The sequence below is a fragment of the Mesorhizobium sp. B2-3-2 genome (assembly GCF_006442295.1).
Taxonomy (GTDB): Bacteria; Pseudomonadota; Alphaproteobacteria; order Rhizobiales; family Rhizobiaceae; genus Mesorhizobium.
Genome location: NZ_VFWA01000013.1, coordinates 11,413 through 36,035 on the forward strand (window position 1 = coordinate 11,413; position 24,623 = coordinate 36,035).

Sequence of the window (24,623 nt, forward strand, 5' to 3'; positions counted from 1 at the left end):
GCGTGCGCCGAAGCCTGCATGGCCCGGCCAGCCGGGCTGCGTCTCCAGCAAAGACACCGCGCGGCATTTTGACGAAAATTCGAACACGCAATCCCGTCAAAGCGCCGTCCGATGCCGTTTACGCGAAACCGGCGCGCTTTTGTTCGACACAGGAGACTATCTTGTGGCTCAGAAATAGCGGCGGCCCGCGCGGCTCTCGGTAAGCTCGCGAACAGCCTCGCGAAATTCGCGCAGGCTGGCGCGAATTTCCTCTATCGACGCCTGCTCGGCGCCCTTCTCGGCGGCGGCGGGCTGCTCCAGCGGCGCGGCGGGATAGGCCGACGGCTGAGCCGGAGCGGGTGCGGGCGGGTAGGGCATCGGCGCGTCATAGGGCGCCGTGGCCTGGGAATGGCCTGCCGGCGACCGCGTCTGCCAAGGCTGCATGTGCGGATAGACCAGGGGCTGCGCATAGGGATGGGACGCGGCCGGATACATCGCCTGCTGCGGCATCAGGGGCGACCTTGACGGCGATCCCATGGGCCGCGCGTAGCCGGTGTCCGCGGCTGGCTGAAAAGATGGGCGCGGATAGTTTGGAGCTGGCGACCGATGCCCAAAGGCGGAATCCGGAGCCGGATAGTCGGGAAATGCAGGAGCGTTCGCCGGCCGGCCGTCTTCGGCGACAGGGGCCGACGCAGATGCACCGGGAAACGCCTCGTCCTGCACCTCGGTGGCGGGCTTGCGGGACACAGCCTTGCGCAGCCTGGACATCAGCGCGCCGATCCGTCCTGAGCTCTCGACGGCAGCGGCCCCGGCCTGCGCGGCAAGCGGCGGCACTGAAGCTGGCGGCGACGGCGGTGATTGCGGCGGCGATGCTTGCGGTATCGGCAGCGCCGGCGGAGGCGGCGCCCGGAATGCCTGGTCATCGAGCGGCACCCGGCGTTCCTCTATCTTGCGGTCACGGCGGGATCGTGACCCGGCGGTCTCACGCAGGCTTTCATAGGCGCCGCGCATGGCGCCGAGGCCGACGCCGGAGGCAAAGCCCAGCAGCAGGCCGGCAAGCGCCACCACGGCGCGCGACGGCCCGTTCGGCTCCAGCGGAATGGAGGCGGGCGAGATGACGCTCATATTGGCGGTGTTGATATTCTTCTGCTCGCCGGTCTCCTTGGCGCGCAGGAGATATTGTTCATAGACCGAGCGCTTGGCCGAGGCCTCGCGCTCCAGCTCCCGCATCGAGACAAGGTCGCTGTTGACGTCACCGCTGCGCACCTTCATCTGCGCCAGGCGGGAAGCGAGGTCCTGTTCGAGCTGGACCGAGCGTTTCAGGTCAACCTGCAACGACGACGCGATGCGGCTGAGTTCGGCGACGATGCGTTCGCGCGCGCCGGTGAGCTGGGCCTCGAGCGCCCGGCGCTCGGGATGGCGCGGTCCGAGCCGGACCGCTGCCCGATCAGCCTCCTGCTTGAGCGTTGCGTATTGCGAGCGCAGATCGCTCATGGAGGTGGAGTTGATCTCTTCCGGCAAGGTGCCGCTGAGTACCGAATTCACGTTGACCTGACGTGCCGAGGCCGCGCGGGCGTTCAGCTCCAGCGTGCGGGCGCGGGCGACGGAAAGCTGCTCGTTTAGCTTGAGCATCTGGTCGTCGCTGATCAGATGGCCCTGCGCGTCGACAAGATCATGGGTGGCCCTGAAATCCTCGACCTTGCGCTCGGCCGCCTCGACGCCCTTGCGCATCTCGTCGAGTTTCGCCGTCAGTTCGTTGTTGGCCCGGCCGGCAGTGTCGGACTGGATTTCACCCGAGGTCTGCAGGAAGACCTTCGTCATCGTTTCCGCGATGAGTGCCGATTTCTGGGGATCCTGAGTGGTGACGCCGATGGTGATCACGGAGGTCTTGCCGCCGCGCTCGACCGAAACGCTCTCGGCCAGGTTGACGATGGCAAGGGAAAGGCGGCGGGATTGGTCGACACCGCCCGGTCCGTCCTGGCGCAACAGGATCGAGCGGATCAGTGACATGACGCCAAGGCCGCCATTGCCTTGGCCGTTGAACTCGGGGTCGTCGACTAGGTCGAGCTCCTGGACAACCTTGTTCAACACGGTGCCGGAGGTCAGCAACTTGATCTGGTTCTCGACGTTGACGAGCGCCGCGTCGGGCATGACCACCGCCTGGGTGAGATCGCGGTCCGTAAGCTTCAGGTCGCGCGGGTCGACGATCAGCTCGGTGGTGGATTCGTATTTCTTCGGCGTCGACAGGGCAATCGCAACGCCGAGCGCCGCGCCCAGCACCGTCGTGGTGATGATCAGCGCTTTGGACCTGGCGACGCCGCGAACCACCTGCATTGGATCGATCAGGGGCTTCCAGTGCTGGCTGTCGGCATCCTCGCCAGGAGATGTTCCCGCTTCGCTCGCGCTCAGCGGTTCGGATGTGCTGCGCTGGGAATCAACTCTCGAGGCGATCTCGGGAACCGTCCCCTCATAGGGCATCGCCGAGTCCGAACCGCCGATACCGGCCCCATCGTGCGAATGCGAAATGCCGGCGGATGCCGGAGCCGGCTCGTCGCCCGGCTGCAAGCGTTGCGTTCCGGCGGATGCGGGAGGCGCCGGATTCATCTTCGCCTCGCGCTGCGAGCGCGCCAGGCGATGACGTGTGGCGGCATCCTCGCGCCATGACGGATTTGCCCGATCCCCTAGCGAGACCAGCGATGCCTCATCCTCACCGCGCACGGCTTGGCCAAGCGCCAGCAAGGATCGTTCGCGCCTCCAGTCCTCACGATTTTCCCTGTCGCCCATTGTCGCGAAGCTTACTTTCAGCCGCCAGACAGCGGCGGTCGGTCATTTGTTAAGCCACGCTAAACAAGCATAGGAAACAAAAGGTTAATTTTAAGAGGCCGAAAGCATTGCTTGATGCCGGATGCCTGGAATTTCAGCAGATGCAGGAAGATTTCAGAAGGGCACGTTAAACTTTGCCGCCTATGCCTTTCCTTGACCCATGACTGAGGCCAGCGACATACCGCAGAGGCGGCCCCTCGCCCGGATCGGCACCTTGGTGGCCGAAAGACGGGGGCTGGTTCGCGACTATTTTTCGGCAATCAGCGGCGCCGGCGGGCGGCTGGTGTTTTCACTCGCCTACTTCATCGCCTTGGCCAACACGCTTTCCATTGCCGAGTTCGGCATGTTCGCCACCGCCTCGGCCGCCGGAGTGATGCTGTCGCGGCTTCTGGCCTTCGGCTTCATCTCGGCACTTTACCGCACCGCCACCATCCGCCCCAACCTGATCGGCACCTTCACCGCAGGCTTCCTGCTGCTCGGCATCGTCTCGTTGCCGCTGCTCGCCGCAACCTCCTACATCGTCTACCTGATCTTCTTTGCCAGCACCGTGCCGCTGCCGGTGTTCGCGGCAATCGTCTTTGCCGAGGCGCTTCTGTGGCGGCCGGTGGAGGTGGCGCTGATCGTCAACAACGGCCTCGGCAAATTCGGCCGTGCCGCCGTGCTGGCGATCCTGGCGACGGCGTTGCGGGCAGCCGGCGCGGTGCTGTTCATGTTATGGGCGCAACACAGCGTCTGGGTATGGTCCTGGTTCTATATCGGCGCCAACGCCGCCTCGCTGGTGCTCGCGTTCGGCCTCTTCTATCCGCGCCAGCGGCTGCGGCTGCGCAGCGAGCTTTATCTCAGGCGGCTCGCCGATTCGGTCTATGTCGCCGGCGCCGAGGTGCTGTTCTACCTGCAGATGGAATTCGACAAGCTTCTGGTGCTGGCGATCGGTGGCCCGCATTTGGCCGGCATCTATGCCATCATCATGCGGCTGGTCGACCTGACGGCGATCCCGATCCGCACCTTCTCCATGATGCTGGTGCAGCGCATGATGCGTGCCCCGGAGCTCTTGTCACGGCTGGCGGTCAAGAGCGGCATCGAAGGCGGCGTATTCGCGGTCTCGACGCTGGCGCTGTTGGCGCTTGCCGTGGTGCTGCATTTCTTCCCCGGGGCGCTCGGCAAGAACGTCTCGGAGGCCGCCCCCCTGGTGGCGCTTGCGATCGGCGTTCCGGGGTTGCGCAATCTGGTCGAATATCAGGCGGAACTTCTGTTCGCGCGTGGCCAGACGCTGGTGCGGGCGCTCAATCTCGGCCTGCTCGCCGCTCTCAAGGCGCTGCTGCTGACCTATGTGCTGACAACCATTGCCGACACGTCGAAGCTGGTGCTGTCGCTCAACGTCGTCTTCCTGCTGCTCTATCTCGCGTCGATGCTGCTGACCTATTCGGCGCTGCGCAAACCGGCGAAGGCGATCTGATCCTTCATCCGGGCAGTCTTTCCGAGAACCGACTCGTTTTCAGGATCAGGATCGGTCGAGCCCGATCAGCCGGCGGATGCGGCCGGTGTCGGTGCCGATGAAGGATTGCATGCCGATCGCCACCTGTTCGGGAGCCATGGCGGCAACGAAGCGGCGGAATTCGTCGTCCGACAGCGCCTCGCCGGTCCAATGGACGCGGCAGAATTCTTCCGTGCCGTGGAAGTGGCCGGCGCCGTCCAGCAGATCGTCGACATAGCGGCCATAGATCATGCATTCGGAGAATTTGCGCGCCGAGCCGACGACCTCGACCCAGTTTCGGCCATGCACCTCCTCGACCCGGTTGCACATGGCCAGCACGGTGTCGCGGCGCCAGGCGATCAGCGTCGAGATATAGTCGTGGACCGAATTCCTCGACGGATCGATGCCGAGCGCGGAACCGGCATTGCGCGACCATATGCGATGCTCGTCATGACCGTCCTGCGCAAGCACGCCGTCACGGCGGAACAGCCGCGCCTTGCCGTCACGCCAGAACGCGCCGCAATCGAAAGGCTTCAGGAAGGCGACGTCGGAATCGCAGAAGACCAGGACGTCCTGGCATGCATGCGCCGCAACGGCGATGCGGCGCAGTTGCTGCACGTGCCAGCCGCGCAGCGGCTGGGTCTTCAGACTGAGCCAGACGCGCCGCCGGAACAGGCTGAGCGGATCGTCGAAGACATGCAGCCAGCGCGGCAGCAGCTCACGTTCGTCGACGACGGAACGGTTGGCGCTCTCCAACCGGCGAAACAGCTTGACGTCCCGGCCTTCGACCAGAATGTAATGATGCGCGACCCCCGTGACGTGCCGGTCGAGGGTTTCGCAGAGCAGGCGGCAACGCTCGAAATCCGGCGCATAGCTTGCCGTCACCATGGCTGCCGTCGGCGTTGCCCGAAGCAGTCCGGGTTCGGCGATCGCGCCTGGAACGAACCTCTCGTTCAACGGACGTCTCCGGCGGCTTGGGGCCGGTTCAACAATTTCTGTTTGAGGACCCGCCACAGGAACAAGGGGTTGCCGACCACATAGCGGCGCCAGAGCCGTCCCGGCTCGACCGCCAGCCGAAACAGCCACTCCAGCCTGAGGCGCCGTATCCACAAGGGCGCGCGCGGCACGGCGCCGCTGAGAAAATCCAGCAGCGCGCCGACCGCGACCGGCAGCGTGCAGTGGCGCTCGTCGATGTGCCGTTCGATCCACAATTCCTGGCGCGGCACGCCCATGGCGACCAGCAGCATATCAGGCCGCAGCGCCGCGATCCGTTCGATGATTTCCGGCTCCTGCGCAGCGGAGAAGTAGCCGTCATGGATGACCACGAATCTGTGCTGGACGGCAATCGCCGCGAGCTTCTTCGACGCGGCCTCGGCATTGATGCGCGTCGCGCCGAGCAGCCCCACGGTCAGCGGCCGGGCCACCGACCGCAGAAAGGCCGGCACGAAATCGGTGCCGTTGAGATTGTCCGGGAACGGCGCGCCATAGAGAAGTTGCGCTGCGAGATCGACGCCGATGCCGTCCGGCAGGATGAGAAAATCGTCGAGCGCCTGGGCGAACACCGGATCGGTGTAGGCGAGATTGGCATTATGGGCGTTGAGGAAGCTGACCTTGGTGAAGCGCCGTTCCGCGATCAGCCGCGTCAGCAGGGCGATCGCGTCGTCCCAGCGAATGGCGAGTACGGAGATGCCGAAGATCGTCTTCAACGTGTCGGACCCGAACGCGGCCCGGGCGGTGTGCATGTTCATGCAAACGCCTCCTGCATGACAGGACCGAGCCTCTCCAGGCCAAGCCGGATGGCGGCATCGAGCGCCTTGAGCTGCCGGCGGTGGAACGCGCTGCCGTCAACGTCGCGAATATCAGCCGCCGCGGCCTCCAGCGCCCTGGCAAAGGCGACCGGATCGTCGGTGACGGCGCAATTGACCGGGCGATGGTCGATGCCGCGCAGCGCGTGGCTGGTGGCAACGGCGGGCAGGCCGAGCTCGAACGTCTCGATCGTCTTCAGCTGCACGCCGCTGCCGGCGGTGCTGATGAGCGGGATGACGGCGCCGCCGCGTATGAAAGCCTGAGCGTCCGGCACGCGTCCGACGAAAGCGACGCCGGGATGAGACGAGACGATATCAGACGGCATGCTGCCGGCGATCCTGATGCGGAAGTCCGGGCGCAGATGCGGCACCACCTTGTCCAGGAACCAGCCGAGCCCGATGCGGTTCGGCTGCCAGGTCCAGGTGCCGATCAGCGCGGCGTCGCACTCGATCTTGCGCCGACCGTTGTGCGCCGGTGGCCTGGCGCCCGTCACCAGCGGCAGCACCGCCGAGCGGTCGTCGGAGGCCACGCCGAGTGCGGAGCGGTCTTCCTCGGCCAGCGTGAAGACGAAACGCGCGCGGCGGCACAGACGCTCTTCCACGCTCGCGAGCAGCCTTGCCTCGCGGCGGAACAACAGGCGCTGGAAGATGCCCGGGGCGGCAGCGGCATTCTCCCGCGCCGAAAGATGCTCGACATTGTGGGCGACGAAGATCGAAGGCCGGTCGCCAAAGAGCTTTTCGAAGGCGCCGGCAAACTGCACGGAATTAAGCACATAGCCGTCGAAGGGGCCGGCGTGCTCGATGGCGGCGAGGACTTCGGCATCGGAGACCGCACGCAACTTGGCCGACGCGAAGGTGAGGCCCGAAAGCATCGCCTTGCCGACCCAGGCGAGCTTTTGCAGCGCTGAAGCATTTTCGGTGCGCACGTCCACGGCGCCCAGCACGATGGTGTTTTCAGGATCGGCCGCGGCTTTCCCCGGCCAGATGAAGCCGATGACGGTGACGCGCGCGCCGGCGCGCCGCAAGGCAGCGATGATTGCAGCATTGGCGATCTCGTAGCCCGATGCGAGAGCGCCATCGGGCACGATCGATGTGGCGAACAGCAGATGCATCTCACCTATCCTGTGGTGCAGCCGGTAGCAAAGCGCGGTGAACCCTTGATTAAACGTGCGCGCATCGGCGGCCCAAACCCCGGCTTGAAGGGCCACTCCGTGAAAGGTGATTAACGAAACGTTATCGTCGTGGTGCTAACAGAACTCGACCCACCATGCGGCTGACACGGATGATCCCTTTGCCATCGGACGGTTCGGTATCGATCGCGGGACGATCCCCCCGGCTTGACACGGAGGCCGTCGAAGCCATCGTCACCTTGCCGACCTTCAAGCGGCCGGACCAGGTCCTGCAAACGCTGGCGTCGCTGCGGGCGCAGCAGACCGGCAGGCGCTTCGCCGTCATCGTCATGGAGAACGAGGCCGAGGCGCGTGCCGGCGCCCAGGCGTCGCTGCCGCTGTTCGAGCGCGGCGAGATACCGGGCATGGTGATCATCGCGCATCAGCGCGGCAATTGCAGCGCCTACAATGCCGGCTGGCAGACGGCGATCCTGCATTTCCCGAATTTCAAGCACCTGCTGGTCATCGACGATGACGAGATAGCCGATCCGCACTGGCTGGAACGGATGTGCGGGGCGGCTGAAAGCCTTGGCGCCGATATTGTCGGCGGCCCGCAAGTGCCCGACTTTGCCGATCCCGCCCATGCGCGCTGGGCCGAGCATCCGGTCTTCGCGCCGCCCTACCGCAAGACCGGCCTCGTGCCGGCGCTCTATTCGTCCGGCAATCTCCTGGTGGGGCGCAACGTGCTTACCGCCATGGGGCCGCCGTTCCTCGACCTGAAATTCAATTTCATGGGCGGCGGCGATTCCGACTTCCTGAGCCGGGCGGCGCAGCGCGGCTTCGTGCTTGGCTGGTGCGCCGAGGCCAGCGTGACCGAGACCGTCCCGGCCCGGCGGGTCGAGGCCGACTGGATCCGCGCCCGCAGCCTGCGCAACGGCGTGATATCGACGCTGGTCGAAAAGAAGAAACGCGCCGGCACCCCGCTGGCCGGCGTCAAGGTGTTGCTGAAGAGCCTGGCCCTGCTTGCCGCCTCGCCATTTCGCGGCGCCGCCAGGCTGGCACGGACAGGATCGCCCGCGGCCGCCATCTACCCTGTCCATGTGGCGCTGGGCCGCGTGCTGGCCGAATTCGGATATGCCAATGAGCAATACCGCCAGCCTGAAAAGAACTGAGCGCGCGCCGCTCAGCGCAGCGTTCACGCGCGACGGCGTGGCAACCGCGATCGCGGCGCTGCTGTTCACCGTCATCATGGTGTCCTTCCGCCCGTTCCAGCCCGCGGGTGCGGAACTCACCGGCGAAGGCGGCGACATCGTCAACCAGCTCGGCTTCGGCTCGCTCGGCGCCGTTTCCATCTTCTCGCTGATGGCGTTTGCCGACCCGCGCATCGTGCGCTCGCTGCTCAGCCCGTCCTGGATGCTGATGCTGGGCTTCTTCTTCCTGTCGGTGGTGCTGGCGACCGACCCGCCCTCGGCGATGCGCGCCGCCTCCTTCACCATGATCGGCATCCTGACCATGGCGACGATCCTCGTGCTGCCGCGCGATGCGGATTCCTTCTCGAAGGTCATCATCTTCACCGCCGTGGCGGTCATGGGCCTTTCCTATCTCGGCCTCATCGTCTTTCCGCACGAGGCGATGCACACGGCCGATTCACAGGAACCGGAACATGCCGGCCTGTGGCGCGGCGTCTTCACCCACAAGAACATCGCCGGCCCGGTCATGGCCTGCCTCAGCTTCGCCGGCCTCTATCTCTTCCGGCGCGGGCAGCGGTTCTGGGGTGCTGGAATTTTCTTCGCGGCGATGGTGTTCATGCTGCACACCGGATCCAAGACCACGGCCGGCCTGGTGCCGTTCTCGATCCTGATCGTCATGTTTCCAAGCATCGTCGGCATGCGGCTCGGCACGCCGATCCTGTTCGCGCTGGCGATCATCGCTACCGCGGTCGGCACGCTGGGCATCGTTTTCCTGCCGCCGGTGAAAGAGCTGGCGGCGATCTATTTCCCCGGCCTGACCTATACCGGGCGCACCACGCTTTGGGAGTTCGCCGGCGAGATGCTGGCGAAGAAACCGTGGACCGGCTACGGCTATGAGAGTTTCTGGGGAACGCCGCTGCTGCTCAACCAGGATCAGCCCTTCGATCGGCCGTGGGATATCAGGACCATCGTGCACGGCCATGACGGTTATCTCGACATCGCCGTGCTGATGGGCATTCCGGCGCTTTGCGTGGCGGTCTACACCTTCCTCATCGCCCCTTTGCGCGACTACATGCGCATTCCCTTGCGCAAGGAAAACATCTATCTCGGCGACTTCTTCATGATGGTGGTGCTGTTCGCCGCGCTCAACGCCTTCCTCGAAAGCTTCTTCTTCCATCGCGGCGATCCGGTGTGGCTGTTCTTCGTGCTCGGCGTGCTCGGGCTCAGGCAAGTTTCGCTGCGTCCGATCGCGGTGCGCAACGCCGGTCGTGGCGCGCGATTGGGCCACTCCACCTGACAGGGCTTCCCCGTTGATCCGCGAGCGTTTATGTGAAGCCTTTCCTCGGAGGGCTTTCGATGACGATCAGGCTTGTTCTCGCCGGCTGCGGCAATATGGGTTACGCCATGCTCTCGGGCTGGCTGAAATCCGGCAAGCTTGCACCGTCGGCCGTTTTCGTGGTCGAGCCCAATGCCGACCTGCGCCAGCGCGCGGCCGCACTCGGATGCGGCACGGCTGCCGACGCCGCCAATATTCCGGCCGGTGCCGTGCCTGATCTCATCGTCATCGCCGTCAAGCCCCAGGTGATCCGCGACGTGACGGCCGCTTACAAACGTTTCGGCGAGGGGCGCACCACTTTCGTCAGCATCGCCGCGGGCACGCCGGTCGCCACCTTCGAGCAAATCCTGGGCGACCGGGCGCCTGTCGTGCGCTGCATGCCCAACACGCCTGCTTCCATCGGCAAGGGCATGATGGTGGTGTTTTCCAATCCGCTGGTTTCCGACGACACCAAGCGCTTCGTCGCCGACCTCTTGTCGGCCAGCGGCGAAGTGGCCACCATCGACGACGAGGGACTGATGGATGCGGTGACCGCCGTGTCGGGATCGGGACCGGCCTATATCTTCCATTTCATCGAAGCGCTGACCGTCGCCGCGGAGAAGGCGGGCCTGCCGGCGGCGACCGCCAGGCTGCTCGCCATGCAGACCGTCTATGGTGCCGCCTCGCTTGCCGCCGAAAGCGGCGAGGAGCCGGGCCTGCTGCGCCAGCAGGTGACCAGCCCGAACGGCACGACGGCGGCCGCGCTGGCAGTGCTGATGGGCGATGACCGGTTGACCAATCTTCTCACGCAAGCAGTGGAAGCGGCTCGGCTGCGGTCGATCGAATTGGGGAAATAGAGCGATCTAACTCTTTGTTTTGACGCAATTCTGGACGAAAAACCGCTCACACTTTTCCTGGAATTGCTCTAAGCGAGATCCGTATGTGAGAAGTCGTTGCCCTTGTAGAGCAAAACCGAGCCGTGGCCCTTCGCGCAAGCATAGGACAAGCAATCGGCAAGGTTGAGCTGCGCGGGGTGCCCACGTCCCTTGCCGTAGTCTGAAAACGCTTGGATGGCGAGTTTGGCATCGTCGGCGCCGATCGGCACAATTTCGATTTCGGCTTCGCGCAGAAACGCTTCTATCGCCGTTTCCGCAACCAGCGGCTCGACAGCAAGCATGGTGGAAAGCCGCATCGCTGCCTCAAGCACCACCAGCGCGGAAGTAATCTTGCGTGGTGCTGCCGCGATCCTGTCACTCCATTCGCCGGCATCCCCTTCTGCCGAAAGAATTGCGACGACCACGGAGGTGTCGACGAGCATCAGGGATGTCCCCACATGTCGTCGATCTCATCCTTGCTCACAGGCCGGCCGCCGTGGCCGGCTTTGGTCTTAAGGTCATCGGCGATCGCAGACAGCCGCTTCGCCAGGGGGATGCGTCCGCTTTCCCGTTTCAATTCCGACTCAAGCGCTTCGATAACAGCTTCGGTCATTGAAATCTTACGTTTGGCGGCGAGCCGCTGTGCCAATTCACGTGCCCGCGGGTCTCTGATCTGGAGGTTCATTAATCGGTCCTCAGCGACATGCCACTACAATATAGTGCACTTGTCATGACGGCGCCACAGCGACCTATTTCCGTACAGCATCTCGTCCTGCAGCCGGCGCAAGCCGAACAGCCTCGTCGTCTGGTCGGGCGCGGCGTTGTCGGCCGTCAGCAGCTCGCCCTTCCTGACCGGTTTCAGCACCTTGCCGCCTTCGAGCAGGCCGACCGGCACGGCGCGCCGGGCGCGAGCGTCTTCGACGATCATCGTCCAGGAGCGATAGCAGGTTTCGCCAATCGCATCGAAGGTTTCGCCGGCTACGAGGTCGCGCTTGGCGACGGCGCATACCTCGGCGACGGGCCTTGGCAGCGGCACCATGTCGGGCTTGCCGAAGAGCACGATGCGGGCCGCTGTCAGCGGGACCTCCAGCGAGGTCAAATGGTAGGGCCGGAACAGGCTGTAATAGGGACCGTGGCCGATATGCAGGTCGTCCATGCGCTCGACGATGCGCGGATGGGTCGCCTCGACAATGACGAAGACACCGGGTGCCACACCCTTGCCGACGGTGTAGTCGACGACGCCCTTTTTCGTGAGCAGCCCGCCGTGCTCGCGCGGGATCAGCACCTTGACGAGGTCATCGCGGTCGGCCTTCGGGCCGTGCATGCCGGGCACGTCGGGCACCAGCCCGGTGGCGTTGGCGATGGCGCACATCTCGACCATGGTTTTCGAACCATCGACAAACTCGACCAGCATGCGCGGGTTCATGTTGCGGCGGATCGCTTCCTCGCGATAATCGTCGGGCATGGCATCGTGGTTGAGCGGATTGTTCTTGCCCTTGCCGGCCGAGACGATGGTCAGGCCCAGCGCGGACGCGAACTCGATCAGTTCCATGCAGCTCGAGGGCTCGTCTCCGGCGCCGACCGAATAGACGACGCCAAGCCGGTCGGCCTGTTGCTTGAGATAGCAGCCGATGGTGACGTCGGCCTCCACATTCATCATCACCAGATGCTTGCCATGCTCCATCGCCATCAGGTCGAAATCGGCGGCGACGCCGGGCTTGCCGGTGGCGTCGATGACGACGTCGACCAGCGGATTGGTGACCAGCATCTCGTTGGAAGTGATGGCGATCTTTCCCGACTCGATCGCCGCGGTAACTTTCGAAGCGGTATCGGCTTCGACGGCCTTCGCTTCGTCACCATAGGCAATGCGGACCGCTTCTCGCGCCGTATGCGGACGTCTTGTCGAGACCGCGCAGACCGAAATGCCGGGCATCAGCATGCCTTGCGTAACCAGGTCGGTACCCATCTCGCCCGAACCGATGACGCCGATGCGCACCGGGCGGCCCTCGGCGGCGCGACGGGCAAGATCTCGGGCAAGTCCGGTCAGCGCGACGTTGGTCATGCGGGGATGTCCACAGTTTTGGTTCGCATCGGATTAGCAGGGAATAGTCCCTCCTTGCCAACGAAACTGGCCTCGGCCCATCAATTTCCCATGAGATCGCGCGGTACAGACGCGCTCGCCCCGGTCCCGACTGGCCCGAAGCGGGGCTCCGAACTCGGGGCAACAAAGACCCGACGGCTGCCAGCCAGGCTTTGCCGGCAGTTTCCCGTGATAGGAATTTTTTCTTGACTGGGTGAGGGCAACTATGCTACATATTTGCTTATGGTGCTGAGTTGCGCCACGGGCCCGCCGCACAGGCGGGTTTTTCCGTTCAATGGTCCGTCAAGAGCGCACAGGCGAAGGCTCCGTCAGCCCGGATTCGTTGCCTTGGGTTTCAAAGACTTGCCAATTGACATTGCCTTGAACTGCCTCAATAAAACATTCGTTCGCCAGCGAAGGCAAATGTTCATCCCGCATCACCGAGCGGGACATATTCCGGCTCGCGGGCAGAATGGGGAGTGCCTTTGCTCCGAGGTTGGCGGCAAAGGCGTTGGAGGTCAACGGAGCATCATTTCGAACCCGGGGGTCGGGCTCGGTGCTCCAGGGGAGGACAAATGAATACTATTCTTGCAGGCCTCAAAGGGGCCATCGACACGCTCGGCGCAACAGTGCTGCTGCCGATCGTCATTTTCATCATAGCCGTCGTTCTGGGCGCAAAGGTCAGCAAGGCCTTTCGCGCCGCGGTCACCATCGGCGTCGCCTTCATCGGCATCAACCTCGTGCTTGGCCTGATGTTCACGTCGATTGGCGACGTCGCCAAGGCCATCGTCACCAACACAGGCATTCATCGCGACATCATCGATGTCGGCTGGCCGTCGGCGGCCGCCATCGCCTTCGGCTCGTCGGTCGGCCTCTGGGTCATCCCCGTCGGCATCCTGGTCAACATCGTGCTGTTGCTGACGCGCATGACGCGCACGCTCAATGTCGACGTCTGGAACTTCTGGCACTTCGCCTTTGTCGGCTCGCTGGTCGTGGCGGCGACCGACAATCTGGCCTATGGCATCGCCATCGCGGCATTGGTCGCCGCGTTGTCGCTGCTGTTCGCCGACTGGTCGGCGCGCGCGGTGCAGCAGTTCTACGGCGTGCCCGGCATTTCGGTGCCGCACCTGGCCTCGGCGCAGATCCTGCCGATCGCCATCATCCTGAACTGGATCATGGACCGCATTCCCGGCATCAACCGCATCAACATCAACACCGAGACCATCGAGCGCCGGTTCGGCGTGTTCGGCGAGCCTGTCGTGCTCGGCTTGATCATCGGCCTCGTGCTCGGCGCCATCGCCTTCTACAATGCGGGCGATCTCGGCACGGTGCTCGCCAAGGTGCTGGGCACCGGCATGACCCTGGCGGCCGTCATGCTGCTTTTGCCGCGCATGGTGAAGATCCTGATGGAAGGGCTGATCCCGGTTTCGGACGCGGCGCAGGAATTCGTGCGCAAGCGTACCGGCGACCGCGAACTTCTGGTCGGCCTGGATTCGGCGATCCTGATCGGTCATCCCGCCGCGATCTCGTCATCGCTGATCCTGGTGCCGATCGCGATCATCCTGTCGGTGATCCTGCCGGGCAACCGCGTCATCCTGTTCGCCGACCTGGCGGTCATTCCCTTCATCGTCGCCATGACCGCGCCATTGGTCAAAGGCAATGTGTTCCGCATGGTGGTGATCGGCACGGTGACGCTGGCGATCGGTTTCTACGTCGCCAACGCGCTGGCGCCGCTGTTCACAAGTGCCGCCGTCGCCTCGGGCTTCAAGCTCCCGGCGGACGCGCTGCAGATCACCTCGGTCGTCGACGGCTTCCTGTGGGTTCCCTATGTGATCATCGAGGCGATCCAGGGACTTGGCCTTGCCGGCATCGTCGTGATCGCCGTGGTCATCGCGGCATTGTTCGTCCTCTATCGCCGCAACACGCTCGGCTGGGAACGGGCAGCGGGCGCCGAGGACGAGCCGGCCGAAGGCACGGCCTGAGCCTCATCACGCCTGACGTTTGAAATGATCGTGCGCCCTCCCCGGGCGCACGATTTTATCGACGGAGCAAAAACATGTCTGACGGACTCATGCAACTTCTGGATCCCGAAGCGATCGTGCTCGGATCCGATGCCTCGACCAATGAGCAGATCATCCGCATCCTGGCCGGCCGGCTCGAGACCCTCGGCTATGTCAAAAGTTCCTACGCCGATGCGGTCGTGCGCCGCGAGTTGACCATCCCGACAGGACTGCCGCTGGAGCGCCCCGACAATGTCGCGGTGCCGCACACCGATCCGGAACATGTGCTGAAGCCCGGGATCGCCCTGGGCACATTGCGCCAACCCGTCGTCTTCGCAAACATGGAAGACCCCGACGAGAAGCTGCCGGTCGGCTTCGTCTTCCTGCTTGCCATCAATGACAAGGACAAGCAGATTGAAGCGCTGCAGGCCGTCATGGCCACCATCCAGAACCAGCAAGCCTTGGACGGCCTGAGGGCGGCCAGGACGCTAGACGACGTTCGGGCCGTGCTCGGCTGAACAAGGAGAAGCAAGAGATGTCCAGACAGAAAACAATTCTCTTTGCCTGCGGCACGGGCATAGCCACCTCGACCGCGGTCAACGTCGCCGTCACCGAGGCGATGAAACAGCGCGGCCTGATCTTCAACGCCCAGCAGGCCAAGGCGACCGAGGTGCCGGGGCTGGCCGACAGCGTCGACTTCATCGTCGCGACGACCCCGATCTCGGCTTCGGTGACCAAGCCGGTCATCAAGGGCCTCGCCTTCCTCACCGGCATCGGCAAGGACAAGGTGCTCGACGAGATCGAGGCGCAACTGCGCAAGTAGGCCGCGGCGCGCGACTCGGTTTCAAGTCACCCTGACGTAGCTCGTCATGCCCGATTTCTGGTGCTCGATGATGTGGCAGTGCAGCAGCCAGTCGCCGGGGTTGTCGGCGACGAAGGCGAGGCTCACCTTCTCGTTGGGCTGGATGAGATAGGTGTCGGAAATCAGCGGCTCAACCTGCCGCGTCGAGGATGACAGCACCTTGAAGCTCATGCCGTGCAAATGCATCGGATGCGATTGCGGCGTCAGGTTCTCCATGTCGATGACATAGCTCTTGCCAAGCTTCAATTCGGCCAGCGGCGCGGTCGGATCCGGCGTGTCACCCGGCCACGGCACCTTGTTGATGGCCCAGAAACTGTAGCCGAGCGAACCGCATATGCCGTCGCCCGGAACGTTCTCGGCCGTAGCGCTGAGGGCCAGCGAAATATGCCGGGCCGCGCCGAGATCGACCTCCGCCACCGGATTGGCCTCCAGCGGCGCGATATCGCGAATGTCGCGCTTCAGCGACTGGCCGGCCGCACGCAAGGTCGCCAGCACCTTGGGTTTGGTGCCCCTGACGTCCCGCAGGCTCACGGTCGCGCCCTCCGCGTCGGGCATGCGGATGGCGAGTTCCATGCGCTGTCCCGGGCCAAGCAGCAAGGCATCTGGCGAAAAACGCCGCGGCACAGGATTGCCATCCAGTGCGATCACCGTCGCCTGCGCGCCCTCGACGCGGAAGGCATGGATGCGCGTCACGTCGGTGATGGCGACGCGCAGCCGCACCAGCCCGCCGGCCGGCGCGTCATAGTGCGGCTGGTCGACCCAGTTGGCCGTGCGCACCGTGCCATAGGTGCCGGTTCTCGCGGCATCGCGCGGCCGGAACTGGTCGATGAACTGGCCGTCGTCGCCGAGACGCCAGTCGCGCAGGTTGAGGACGATTTCGGCATCGAATTTCGGATCGTTCGGGTTCTCGACCACGATCACGCCGGTCAGGCCGTGCCCCATCTGCTCCAGCGTGTTGCAATGCGGGTGGTACCAGAAAGTGCCGGCATCGGGCGGCGTGAAGGCATAATCGAAGTGATCGCCGGTATAGACATAGGGCTGGACCAGGAACGGAACGCCGTCCATCCTGTTGGGGACCCGAACGCCGTGCCAGTGGATCGTCGTCGGGTCATCGATGGCGTTGACGAGCCGGGCGGCGAAGGGCTCACCCTTTTTCATCCTCAGCACCGGCGGCATTCCGGCGCTGCCATAGGTCAGCACGTCCCTGGTCGGGCCGATCTCCATCAGCTTGGCCTGGATCTTGGCCGTCCGCAGCACCACCGGCTCGGGCGTGGCGGCGGCCCAGCCGCCAAGCCTGCCCATCGCGGCGAGCCCGCCCGCACCGGCAACAGCGGCCGATTTCAGAAGTCGACGGCGTGTGATCAAGCTCATGCTGCGCTCCAGCGGGAAAACCCTCGGAATCGCCGACTTGAATCACGATCGGACGGCCAGCGCAAATGCCGATATCGGCATTTGCGTCCCGATGAAGCCGCGGCCAGCAGGTCTGCGCGGACGGCACTTCGCCCCCGCCGTTTCGGCGGGAACGTGTATGCCGAATTTTCTCATCTTCAATGAGAGGAACGGACGGGCTAGCCGACGCGCGACCGGATTGTGCGACTGTGCGCGATCCGGTGCCAGACCATGTCGTTGAAGCCCCGATTCGTAAGATATTGCCGGCAAACGGGAACCAACCTTGCGCGAAATCCTCGGATTCAGGTGCCGGGATGCGCCTTGTTTTGCCCATTGGTGCCGCAAAGACACATGAACGGGGCGAATGGCGCTGAAAATGTCGGATAGACTGGTGCTGCGAGAGAGGATTGAACTCTCGACCTCTCCCTTACCAAGGGAGTGCTCTACCACTGAGCTACCGCAGCCGCTGATGGCGGGGCTTCTGCCATATCGAACCGGCGAGCGCAAGGCCAAGTGCAACGCATCTGTGAAAGCCTTGCCGGATAGGTTCTGATGACATGGCCGCGCCACAATGTTGGTTATGCCTGAATAGCGGGCTGGCCGGCCGCCGGCTAGGACGGGACGATGAACGACACGACAACTCCACCGAAAAAGGGCGGCACCGGCCGCAAGGACCGGCTGGCCGAGCAGCTGCGCGCGAATCTGCTGAAACGCAAGGCGCAGTCGCGCTCGCGGCGTGCTGGCGACGCTGGGAAGCAGCGCGCGGGCGACGCTGGCAAGCAGCGCACCGGCGACGCCGACAAACAGCGCGCGGGCGACGCGGACCAGCGGACTGACGGGCTCGGCGCGGTGAAGGAAATACAAAAAGATTAACTCAAATCAGCCACTCTTGGGTCGGGTGCCAGGAAATCCTATTTCTTGAACCAGCTTGGCCGATGGTCTAGACGGGCCGATACTCAAACGATTGAAACCGGCTTTCGGGGCCGAGGGGATAGTTTTCATGGATCGCATCAGAATTGTCGGCGGCAACAAGCTCGCCGGAAGCATTCCGATCTCGGGCGCGAAAAACGCCGCCCTGCCGCTGATGATCGCGTCGCTTCTGACGGACGACACGCTGACGCTCGAAAACGTGCCGCATCTGGCCGATGTCGAGCAGTTGATCCGCATCCTGGGCAATCACGGCGTCGATTATTCGGTCAACGGACGCCGCGAAAAGCAGAATGAAGGCTATTCGCGTACCATCAACTTCTCCGCCCGCAACATCGTCGACACGACGGCCCCTTACGAGCTGGTGTCGAAGATGCGCGCTTCGTTCTGGGTCATCGGCCCGCTGCTGGCCCGCATGGGCGAGGCCAAGGTGTCGTTGCCGGGGGGTTGCGCCATCGGCACGCGGCCGGTCGACCTGTTCCTGGAAGGCCTGCAGGTGCTGGGCGCCGACATCGATGTCGACACCGGCTACGTCATCGCCAAGACCAGGAACGGCCGCCTCGTCGGCAACCGTTACGTCTTTCCGAAAGTGTCGGTCGGCGCCACCCATGTGCTCATGATGGCCGCGGCGCTCGCCAAGGGCGAGACGGTGCTTGAAAACGCCGCCTGCGAGCCCGAGATCGTCAACCTCGCCGAATGCCTCAATGCCATGGGCGCCAAGATTTCCGGCGCCGGCACGCCGACCATCACCATCGACGGCGTCGAGGCGCTATCGGGCGCGCGCGTGCGCGTCATCCCGGACCGCATCGAGACCGGAACCTATGCCATGGCCATCGCCATGACCGGCGGCGACGTCGTGCTCGAAGGCGCGCGTTCCGACCTGCTGCAGACCGCGCTGGACGTGATCTCGCAGACAGGCGCCGAGATCACGCAGACGAATTCCGGCATCCGCGTCAAGCGCAACGGCGCCGGCATTTCGCCGGTCGACGTGACGACGGCGCCCTTCCCGGCCTTCCCGACCGATCTGCAGGCGCAGTTCATGGGGCTGATGACCATGGCCAAGGGCAAGTCGCGCATCACCGAGACCATCTTCGAAAACCGCTTCATGCATGTGCAGGAACTGGCGCGCCTGGGCGCCCACATCACGCTTTCGGGCCAGACGGCGATCGTCGAGGGCGTGCCGAAATTGAAGGGCGCGCCTGTCATGGCGACCGACCTTCGCGCTTCCGTTTCGCTGGTCATCGCCGGCCTGGCGGCCGAAGGCGAAACCACGGTCAACCGCGTCTATCATCTCGACCGCGGCTTCGAGCGGCTGGAAGAAAAGCTGTCCAATTGCGGCGCCGTGATCGAGCGCATTTCGGCTTAGGCCCGCCTCACGGCTGCGCGGACCGGAACGACCTCCGGATTCCTGCTCGAGCATGATCTTTTCCGAAAAGCGGTTTCCACTTTTCGGGATCATGCTCTAACAGAAGGCTGAACAGTCAATTTTCAGGTGCGAAATCCGCATGAACGGCCTCAAGCTTATCGCCCTCGACGACCAGGACCTGAGCATCGTCTCCGCCCATGTCCAGGACGCCGTGATGAAAGTCTCGGACCTTGAATACCTTCCCGCGGCCAAGCGTTTCGTGCTGACCATGAACCGTTTCGTCTGGGAGGCCAAATCGGGCTTCTTTCGCCAGCATAACGAGCGGCGCCAGGCCGTGCTGCATTTCGATCGGGTTCTGGGCGCCAAAACCAGCGGCATTGCCCGCGACAAGCCGGCCGAAGTGCTGTCGCTGCTGGCGATCAGCTTCATCGAGATCAGCAAGCCGGCCGGTATCGTCGAACTGATCTTTTCAGGAGGCGGCGCGATCATGCTCGATGTCGAATGCATCGAGGCCCGCCTTGCCGATGTCGGCGGCGCGTGGGAAGCCACGTCGCGTCCCGTGCACAGGGCTTGAGCGATGGCCATCACGCTTCGCCAGTCCGACGCCGATTTCGAACAGCGTTTCGCCGCTTTCCTCACCACCAAGAGGGAAGTGTCGGCCGATGTCGACGCGGCCGTGCGCCAGATCATCGCGCGCGTGCGCGCCGACGGCGACGCCGCCCTCGTCGACTTTACCAGACGCTTCGACCGGGCCGACCTCAGGGAACTCGGCATTGCCGTGTCGAAGGACGAGATCGCCCGCGCCTATGCCGCTTGCGACCACCAGACGATCGAGGCGCTCGAATTCGCGCGCGACCGCATCCGCGCCTATCACGAGCGGCAGCGGCCGACGGACGACCGCTTTACCGATGCCACGGGCGTCGAGCTCGGCTGGCGGTGGACCGCGGTCGAGGCGGTCGGGCTTTACGTGCCCGGCGGCACTGCGAGCTATCCGAGTTCGGTGCTGATGAACGCCATACCGGCCAAGGTCGCCGGCGTGGAGCGCATCGTCATGGTCGTGCCGGCACCGGGCGGCATCATCAATCCGCTTGTGCTGGTTGCCGCCGACCTTGCAGGCGTGCCGGAAATCTATCGCGTCGGCGGCGCTCAGGCGATCGCTGCCCTGGCCTATGGCACCGAGACGATAAAGCCGGTCGCCAAGATCGTCGGCCCTGGCAATGCCTATGTCGCGGCGGCCAAGCGCCAGGTGTTCGGCACGGTCGGCATCGACATGATCGCCGGCCCCTCGGAAGTGCTCGTCGTGGCCGATGGCGACAATGATCCCGACTGGATCGCCGCCGATCTCCTGGCCCAGGCCGAACATGACGCGTCGGCGCAGTCGATCCTGATCACCGACGATCCGGCCTTTGGCAAGGCGGTGGCGGAGGCGGTCGAACGGCAGTTGCCGGGCCTGCCGCGGGCGGAGACGGCGGCGGCGAGTTGGCGCGATTTCGGCGCGGTGATCGAGGTCGAGGCGATCGAGGCAGCGCTGCCGCTGGTCGACCGCATCGCGGCCGAGCATGTCGAACTGGCAATCGACGACGCCGAGGGTTTCCTGTCGCGGATGCACAATGCCGGTGCCGTGTTTCTCGGCCGCCATACGCCGGAAGCCATCGGCGACTATGTCGGCGGTTCCAACCACGTGCTGCCGACGGCGCGCTCGGCGCGTTTCTCGTCAGGCCTTTCGGTACTCGATTTCGTCAAGCGCACCTCGATCCTGAAGCTCGGGCCCGAGCAATTGCGCGCGCTGGCGCCCGCCGCGATCGCGCTGGCCAAGGCGGAAGGGCTCGACGCGCATGGACGCTCCGTCGCTATCCGGCTGAACATGTAGGCGCCATGTCGGGCTCCGATCAAACCCGTGCGAGGCTGATCGATGTCGAACTCGATGAATCGATCGGCCGTTCGACGCCCGACGTCGAGCACGAACGCGCGGTGGCGATCTTCGACCTGATCGAGGAGAACAGTTTTCAACCGGTCAACGACAGCGGCGCCGGCCCCTACCGGCTGAAGCTGTCGCTGGCCGAGTCCCGCCTGGTTTTCGCCGTGACGCGCGACGACGGTTCCGCCGTGGTCACCCATATCCTGTCGCTGACGCCGCTCAGGCGCATCGTCAAGGACTACTACATGATCTGCGAAAGCTATTACGACGCCATTCGCTCCTCGACGCCGAGCCATATCGAGGCGATCGACATGGGTCGCCGCGGCCTGCACAACGAAGGTTCGCAGACGTTGATGGACCGGCTCGCCGGCAAGATCGACATCGATTTCGACACGGCGCGCCGGCTGTTCACGCTGGTCTGCGTGCTCCATTGGCGGGGTTAACCCCTGACCGCCGGCGCCCCGCCCCGTTCGATCCTGTTCCTGTGCGGCATGAATGCCGTGCGCTCGCCGATGGCCGAGCTGTTGGCGCGGCGCATGCTGCCGGCCACCACCTTCGTCGCCTCGGCGGGCGTGCGCAGCGGCGAGCGTGACCCGTTCGTCGATGCCGTGCTTGCCGAGGAAGGCCTGTCGCTGGGCGAGCGCCACCCAAGGACGATGGACGAACTGGAAGACGACTATTTCGATCTCATCGTCACGCTCGCGCCGGAGGCGCACCACGCCGCGCTCGAGCTCACCCGCTCGCTCGCCGTCGAGGTCGAATACTGGCCGACGCCGGACCCCACCGGCGCCAGCGGCACGCGCGAGCAGATCATCGCGGCCTATCGCGATGTGCGCGAACGGCTGAAGTTGCGCATAGGCCGACGTTTTTTGCTTCCGGAAGCAAAAAACGCGACGGATTAAGCGTGTTCACAAGCCGACGATTATCATATAGGTTCCGCCGAATTTCCGGCTGGAGTCGGATGCGGTTGGGTCTCTTCGACCTGACAGGATCCGACTCCAGATCAAAGAAGTAGAGCATGATGTCGTCCGAAAACCGCTTCACACTTTTCGGCATCATGCTCTAAACGCCGGGAAACCATCCAAGCAAAGGTATCGAATGCCGAAGGAAGAAGTCCTCGAGTTTCCGGGTGTCGTCACGGAACTGCTGCCCAACGCCATGTTCCGGGTGAAACTCGAAAACGAACACGAAATCATAGCCCATACGGCCGGCCGCATGCGCAAGAACCGCATCCGCGTGCTGACCGGCGACAAGGTTCTGGTCGAGATGACGCCTTACGACCTGACCAAGGGCCGCATCACCTATCGTTTCAAGTAAGATCAAGGCCGACTGGTCCGCGATGAGCATTTTGCTGAAGCTGGTGCTTGCCTCGGGTTCGCCGCGACGCATCGAATTGTTGCAGCAGGCCGGCATCGAGCCGGACCGCATACTGCCTGCCGACATCGACGAGGCGCCGCTGCGTGCCGAGCATCCGCGCTCGCTGGCCAAAAGGCTTTCGAAGGAAAAGGCCGAAAAGGCGTTCGCCTCGCTGAAGTCGGAAACCGACTACGCGCCGGCCTTGGTGCTGGCCGCCGACACGGTGGTCGCCGTCGGGCGGCGCATCCTGCCCAAGGCCGAGACGCTCGACGATGCCGCCAACTGTCTCGGATTGCTGTCGGGGCGTTCGCACCGGGTCTACTCCGGCATCTGCCTGATCACGCCCGGCGGCAAACTGCGCCAGCGGCTTGTCGAGACGCGGGTGCGGTTCAAGCGGCTGCCGCGCGAGGAGATCGACGCCTATGTCGCGTCGGGGGAATGGCGCGGCAAGGCCGGCGGCTATGCCGTACAGGGGCTTGCGGGCGCTTTCGTCGTCAAGCTGGTCGGCTCCTACACCAATGTGGTCGGCTTGCCGCTTTACGAGACCGTCGCGTTGCTTTCGGGCGAAGGCTTCAAAGTCCATCAAAACTGGTCCTCGGCGCGGCCATGAGCTCGGACGACAAGGTGACGCCGCTGCGGCCAAAGCGCCCCTGCCCCGAATGCGGCAAGCCTTCGGCGCGCGAGACCTATCCGTTCTGCTCGAAGCGCTGCAAGGACATCGACCTCAACCGCTGGCTGAAGGGCGCCTATGTCATCAAAGCCCGCGACGACGAGGAAGAACCAGACGCCGACGAGCCGAAATGAGAGCGGCCATGGGCGCGAGGTCAGATTTCTCCTGAGCCCGCAGAGCCATTTGCGTCCGATTGCAAAAAGAATCTGTCGAGGAGAGGAATGCAGGCCGCCCCAAGGCCAGCGGCCTGTCGGTCCGACGTGCCTTCCCTGACGAAGAGAGAAGCGAGATCGTGGGCGCCGGTGGCGGTGAGCTTTTCCCTGATCTCCCGCACCAGCTCGGCCCTCACCCATTGCGGCATGAGGCCGTCCAGAACGATGCCCCTGAACCTGGCGAGCGCCGATGCCGAATGGACCGCCAGCGATATGCTGAATGAGGTTGCCTCGATCCATTTCCTAAGTTCCGGGTCGGGGGCGCGAGATCCGGGTGCCAGGCCGACATCGTCGACCGAGACCGATTTGCCGAGCGGTGCCACACCGCCGGTCGCCGAAGGCACCAGGATGCGTCCGATCCCAGGTCTTGCGTCGCGCCGGGAGAAGCCGAGGCGACCATGTTGGACAATGCCTCCGTCGAGCAAATGCCCGATGAAGACATAGAGGAAGTCGGGTGCGCCTCCGGCCAGCCCATAGGCCAGTTCGGCGCTGCATGCCGCTACCGCATCCCGATCGAGATAGACACGCAGATATGTCTCCTTACCCATTTGCAGGGCCAAGTCCTCAAACTCAGCCCACGCACTCTCCGGGCCGTCGGTGCCCTTGCCGTTGGCGACCGCCGCAAGAACATCCGAAGCTACCGCTATCCCGATGTCCTCCAGCCTCGCGTGCTGGGCCGAGGTCAGGCGCGAGCGCATCTCGGCAATCGCCGCATACGCGATCCGCGCCATTTCACCTATGTCGCCGGCGCCGTAGGACAGCCTTCGCTGCTCCAGGACCCCGCCGACAAAATCGACCAGTGCGATGTCCGCGTGGCGTAGCCCCAGCCGCAGGCCGAGAAACAGAGCTCCCTCGGGATTGATCGACATCGGGATCGACGGCTGTCCAACCTTGCCTTTGACAGGCCTTCCCGCCGCCAGCAGTCCTTCCGCCTCAAGGGAGCGGACGATGACGGACGCAGTCTGCTTGGTGAGCCCCGTGATCTCGGCGATCTGAGCTTTGGACAGTTGACCGTGAATCCTGATCAGCGACAGGGCAAGACGCTCATTCGACGCCCGAAGGCCGACCTGGTTCGCGCCCCTGTAACCTGGATAGATACCGTTCGGGCCCGTTCGGGCAGAGCTTCCGCCACCTATGCGTCCGGTCACCGTGAATACCCCAATAAGGACGCGCCCGCCGACCCCGATGTTGGCAGACGCAAATACGACCTTCGGCAACGATTTGCAGGAGCAAGGTAAATAAGTCAATCAAAATTACCTATTGACTTGATCTG

At 64.2% G+C, this 24,623-nt stretch carries 26 protein-coding genes and 1 tRNA gene; 16 read left to right on the forward strand and 11 right to left on the reverse strand.

The features are described from left to right. Positions 1-168: 168 nt before the first annotated feature. On the reverse strand, positions 169-2,763 hold the full coding sequence (locus FJ964_RS23735) for a GumC family protein (protein ID WP_140552649.1): 2,595 nt from the start codon (positions 2,761-2,763) through the stop codon (positions 169-171). Positions 2,764-2,962: 199 nt separating this feature from the next. On the opposite strand from FJ964_RS23735, the gene FJ964_RS23740 reads away from it, so the two are divergent. Then, positions 2,963-4,258: a lipopolysaccharide biosynthesis protein gene (locus tag FJ964_RS23740; RefSeq protein ID WP_140552650.1), complete on the forward strand. Its 1,296-nt coding sequence runs from the start codon at positions 2,963-2,965 to the stop codon at positions 4,256-4,258. Positions 4,259-4,303: 45 nt separating this feature from the next. On the opposite strand, the gene FJ964_RS23745 is transcribed toward FJ964_RS23740, so the two are convergent. Genes FJ964_RS23745 through FJ964_RS23755 form a run of 3 tightly spaced genes read right to left on the reverse strand, consistent with a single transcriptional unit; the run spans position 4,304 to position 7,193 of the window. Then, the gene (locus FJ964_RS23745; protein ID WP_140552651.1) at positions 4,304-5,233 is read right to left on the reverse strand and encodes a DUF6492 family protein; all 930 of its coding nucleotides are present in this window, start codon (positions 5,231-5,233) and stop codon (positions 4,304-4,306) included. Further along, on the reverse strand, positions 5,230-6,024 hold the full coding sequence (locus FJ964_RS23750; protein ID WP_140552652.1) for a WecB/TagA/CpsF family glycosyltransferase: 795 nt from the start codon (positions 6,022-6,024) through the stop codon (positions 5,230-5,232). Before FJ964_RS23750 ends, FJ964_RS23745 begins: the two co-directional genes overlap by 4 nt. Further along, the gene (locus FJ964_RS23755) at positions 6,021-7,193 is read right to left on the reverse strand and encodes a glycosyltransferase family 4 protein (protein WP_140552653.1); all 1,173 of its coding nucleotides are present in this window, start codon (positions 7,191-7,193) and stop codon (positions 6,021-6,023) included. The genes FJ964_RS23750 and FJ964_RS23755 overlap by 4 nt, the downstream gene beginning before the upstream one ends. 170 nt (positions 7,194-7,363) lie before the next feature. On the opposite strand from FJ964_RS23755, the gene FJ964_RS23760 reads away from it, so the two are divergent. From FJ964_RS23760 to proC, 3 genes are read left to right on the forward strand one after another with little or no spacing between them, the layout of a single operon-like run. Beyond that, positions 7,364-8,362, forward strand: a complete 999-nt coding sequence (locus tag FJ964_RS23760) for a glycosyltransferase (protein ID WP_140552654.1) — start codon at positions 7,364-7,366, stop codon at positions 8,360-8,362. Further along, on the forward strand, positions 8,331-9,677 hold the full coding sequence (locus tag FJ964_RS23765) for an O-antigen ligase (protein ID WP_140552655.1): 1,347 nt from the start codon (positions 8,331-8,333) through the stop codon (positions 9,675-9,677). Before FJ964_RS23760 ends, FJ964_RS23765 begins: the two co-directional genes overlap by 32 nt. 59 nt (positions 9,678-9,736) lie before the next feature. Continuing rightward, positions 9,737-10,552 (forward strand): pyrroline-5-carboxylate reductase, encoded by an 816-nt coding sequence (gene proC / locus FJ964_RS23770; protein ID WP_140552656.1) that lies wholly within the window; start codon positions 9,737-9,739, stop codon positions 10,550-10,552. A 68-nt stretch (positions 10,553-10,620) separates the two neighbouring features. Here the strand turns inward: proC and FJ964_RS23775 are convergent, their stop codons facing one another. From FJ964_RS23775 to FJ964_RS23790, 4 genes are all read right to left on the reverse strand, one after another. Beyond that, positions 10,621-11,013, reverse strand: coding sequence for a type II toxin-antitoxin system VapC family toxin (locus FJ964_RS23775; protein ID WP_140552657.1), 393 nt, complete (start codon positions 11,011-11,013; stop codon positions 10,621-10,623). Next, entirely contained in the window at positions 11,013-11,255 is a 243-nt protein-coding gene (locus FJ964_RS23780; protein WP_140552658.1) for a type II toxin-antitoxin system VapB family antitoxin, read from the reverse strand. The genes FJ964_RS23775 and FJ964_RS23780 overlap by 1 nt, the downstream gene beginning before the upstream one ends. A 24-nt stretch (positions 11,256-11,279) precedes the next feature. Further along, entirely contained in the window at positions 11,280-12,632 is a 1,353-nt protein-coding gene (locus tag FJ964_RS23785) for an NAD(P)H-dependent oxidoreductase (protein WP_140552659.1), read from the reverse strand. Positions 12,633-12,953: 321 nt separating this feature from the next. After that, entirely contained in the window at positions 12,954-13,172 is a 219-nt protein-coding gene (locus FJ964_RS23790; protein WP_140552660.1) for a hypothetical protein, read from the reverse strand. 53 nt (positions 13,173-13,225) lie between these two features. Between FJ964_RS23790 and FJ964_RS23795 the strand changes: the two genes are divergently transcribed. The 3 genes from FJ964_RS23795 (at position 13,226) to FJ964_RS23805 (ending at position 15,473) form a co-directional block, all read left to right on the forward strand. Further along, on the forward strand, positions 13,226-14,632 hold the full coding sequence (locus FJ964_RS23795) for a PTS transporter subunit IIC (protein WP_140552661.1): 1,407 nt from the start codon (positions 13,226-13,228) through the stop codon (positions 14,630-14,632). A gap of 74 nt (positions 14,633-14,706) precedes the next feature. Next, positions 14,707-15,168, forward strand: a complete 462-nt coding sequence (locus tag FJ964_RS23800) for a PTS sugar transporter subunit IIA (protein WP_140552662.1) — start codon at positions 14,707-14,709, stop codon at positions 15,166-15,168. Between the two features lie 17 nt (positions 15,169-15,185). Beyond that, positions 15,186-15,473, forward strand: a complete 288-nt coding sequence (locus FJ964_RS23805; protein WP_140552663.1) for a PTS sugar transporter subunit IIB — start codon at positions 15,186-15,188, stop codon at positions 15,471-15,473. 21 nt (positions 15,474-15,494) lie between these two features. Here the strand turns inward: FJ964_RS23805 and FJ964_RS23810 are convergent, their stop codons facing one another. Then, positions 15,495-16,883, reverse strand: coding sequence for a multicopper oxidase family protein (locus FJ964_RS23810; RefSeq protein ID WP_140552664.1), 1,389 nt, complete (start codon positions 16,881-16,883; stop codon positions 15,495-15,497). A gap of 407 nt (positions 16,884-17,290) precedes the next feature. Beyond that, positions 17,291-17,365 (reverse strand) — tRNA-Thr (locus tag FJ964_RS23815). Between the two features lie 160 nt (positions 17,366-17,525). On the opposite strand from FJ964_RS23815, the gene FJ964_RS23820 reads away from it, so the two are divergent. The 9 genes from FJ964_RS23820 (at position 17,526) to yacG (ending at position 23,272) form a co-directional block, all read left to right on the forward strand. Continuing rightward, positions 17,526-17,774 (forward strand): hypothetical protein, encoded by a 249-nt coding sequence (locus FJ964_RS23820; RefSeq protein ID WP_140552665.1) that lies wholly within the window; start codon positions 17,526-17,528, stop codon positions 17,772-17,774. Between the two features lie 127 nt (positions 17,775-17,901). Next, the gene (gene murA / locus FJ964_RS23825) at positions 17,902-19,194 is read left to right on the forward strand and encodes a UDP-N-acetylglucosamine 1-carboxyvinyltransferase (protein ID WP_140552666.1); all 1,293 of its coding nucleotides are present in this window, start codon (positions 17,902-17,904) and stop codon (positions 19,192-19,194) included. Between the two features lie 139 nt (positions 19,195-19,333). Next, entirely contained in the window at positions 19,334-19,768 is a 435-nt protein-coding gene (locus FJ964_RS23830; RefSeq protein WP_140501047.1) for a DUF2948 family protein, read from the forward strand. A 3-nt stretch (positions 19,769-19,771) separates the two neighbouring features. After that, entirely contained in the window at positions 19,772-21,064 is a 1,293-nt protein-coding gene (hisD, locus tag FJ964_RS23835) for a histidinol dehydrogenase (RefSeq protein ID WP_140552667.1), read from the forward strand. Between the two features lie 5 nt (positions 21,065-21,069). Beyond that, on the forward strand, positions 21,070-21,555 hold the full coding sequence (locus tag FJ964_RS23840) for a UPF0262 family protein (protein ID WP_140501043.1): 486 nt from the start codon (positions 21,070-21,072) through the stop codon (positions 21,553-21,555). Positions 21,556-21,603: 48 nt separating this feature from the next. Then, a complete protein-coding gene (locus FJ964_RS23845) occupies positions 21,604-22,014 on the forward strand; it encodes a low molecular weight phosphatase family protein (protein ID WP_140552668.1) in 411 nt (136 codons plus the stop codon). Positions 22,015-22,210: 196 nt separating this feature from the next. Beyond that, a complete protein-coding gene (gene infA / locus FJ964_RS23855; RefSeq protein ID WP_006200926.1) occupies positions 22,211-22,429 on the forward strand; it encodes a translation initiation factor IF-1 in 219 nt (72 codons plus the stop codon). Between the two features lie 22 nt (positions 22,430-22,451). Continuing rightward, a complete protein-coding gene (locus tag FJ964_RS23860; RefSeq protein ID WP_140552670.1) occupies positions 22,452-23,078 on the forward strand; it encodes a Maf-like protein in 627 nt (208 codons plus the stop codon). Then, the gene (yacG, locus tag FJ964_RS23865) at positions 23,075-23,272 is read left to right on the forward strand and encodes a DNA gyrase inhibitor YacG (RefSeq protein ID WP_140552671.1); all 198 of its coding nucleotides are present in this window, start codon (positions 23,075-23,077) and stop codon (positions 23,270-23,272) included. The genes FJ964_RS23860 and yacG overlap by 4 nt, the downstream gene beginning before the upstream one ends. 20 nt (positions 23,273-23,292) lie before the next feature. Here the strand turns inward: yacG and FJ964_RS23870 are convergent, their stop codons facing one another. After that, positions 23,293-24,498: an ROK family transcriptional regulator gene (locus tag FJ964_RS23870; protein WP_181172593.1), complete on the reverse strand. Its 1,206-nt coding sequence runs from the start codon at positions 24,496-24,498 to the stop codon at positions 23,293-23,295. Positions 24,499-24,623 lie beyond the last annotated feature (125 nt).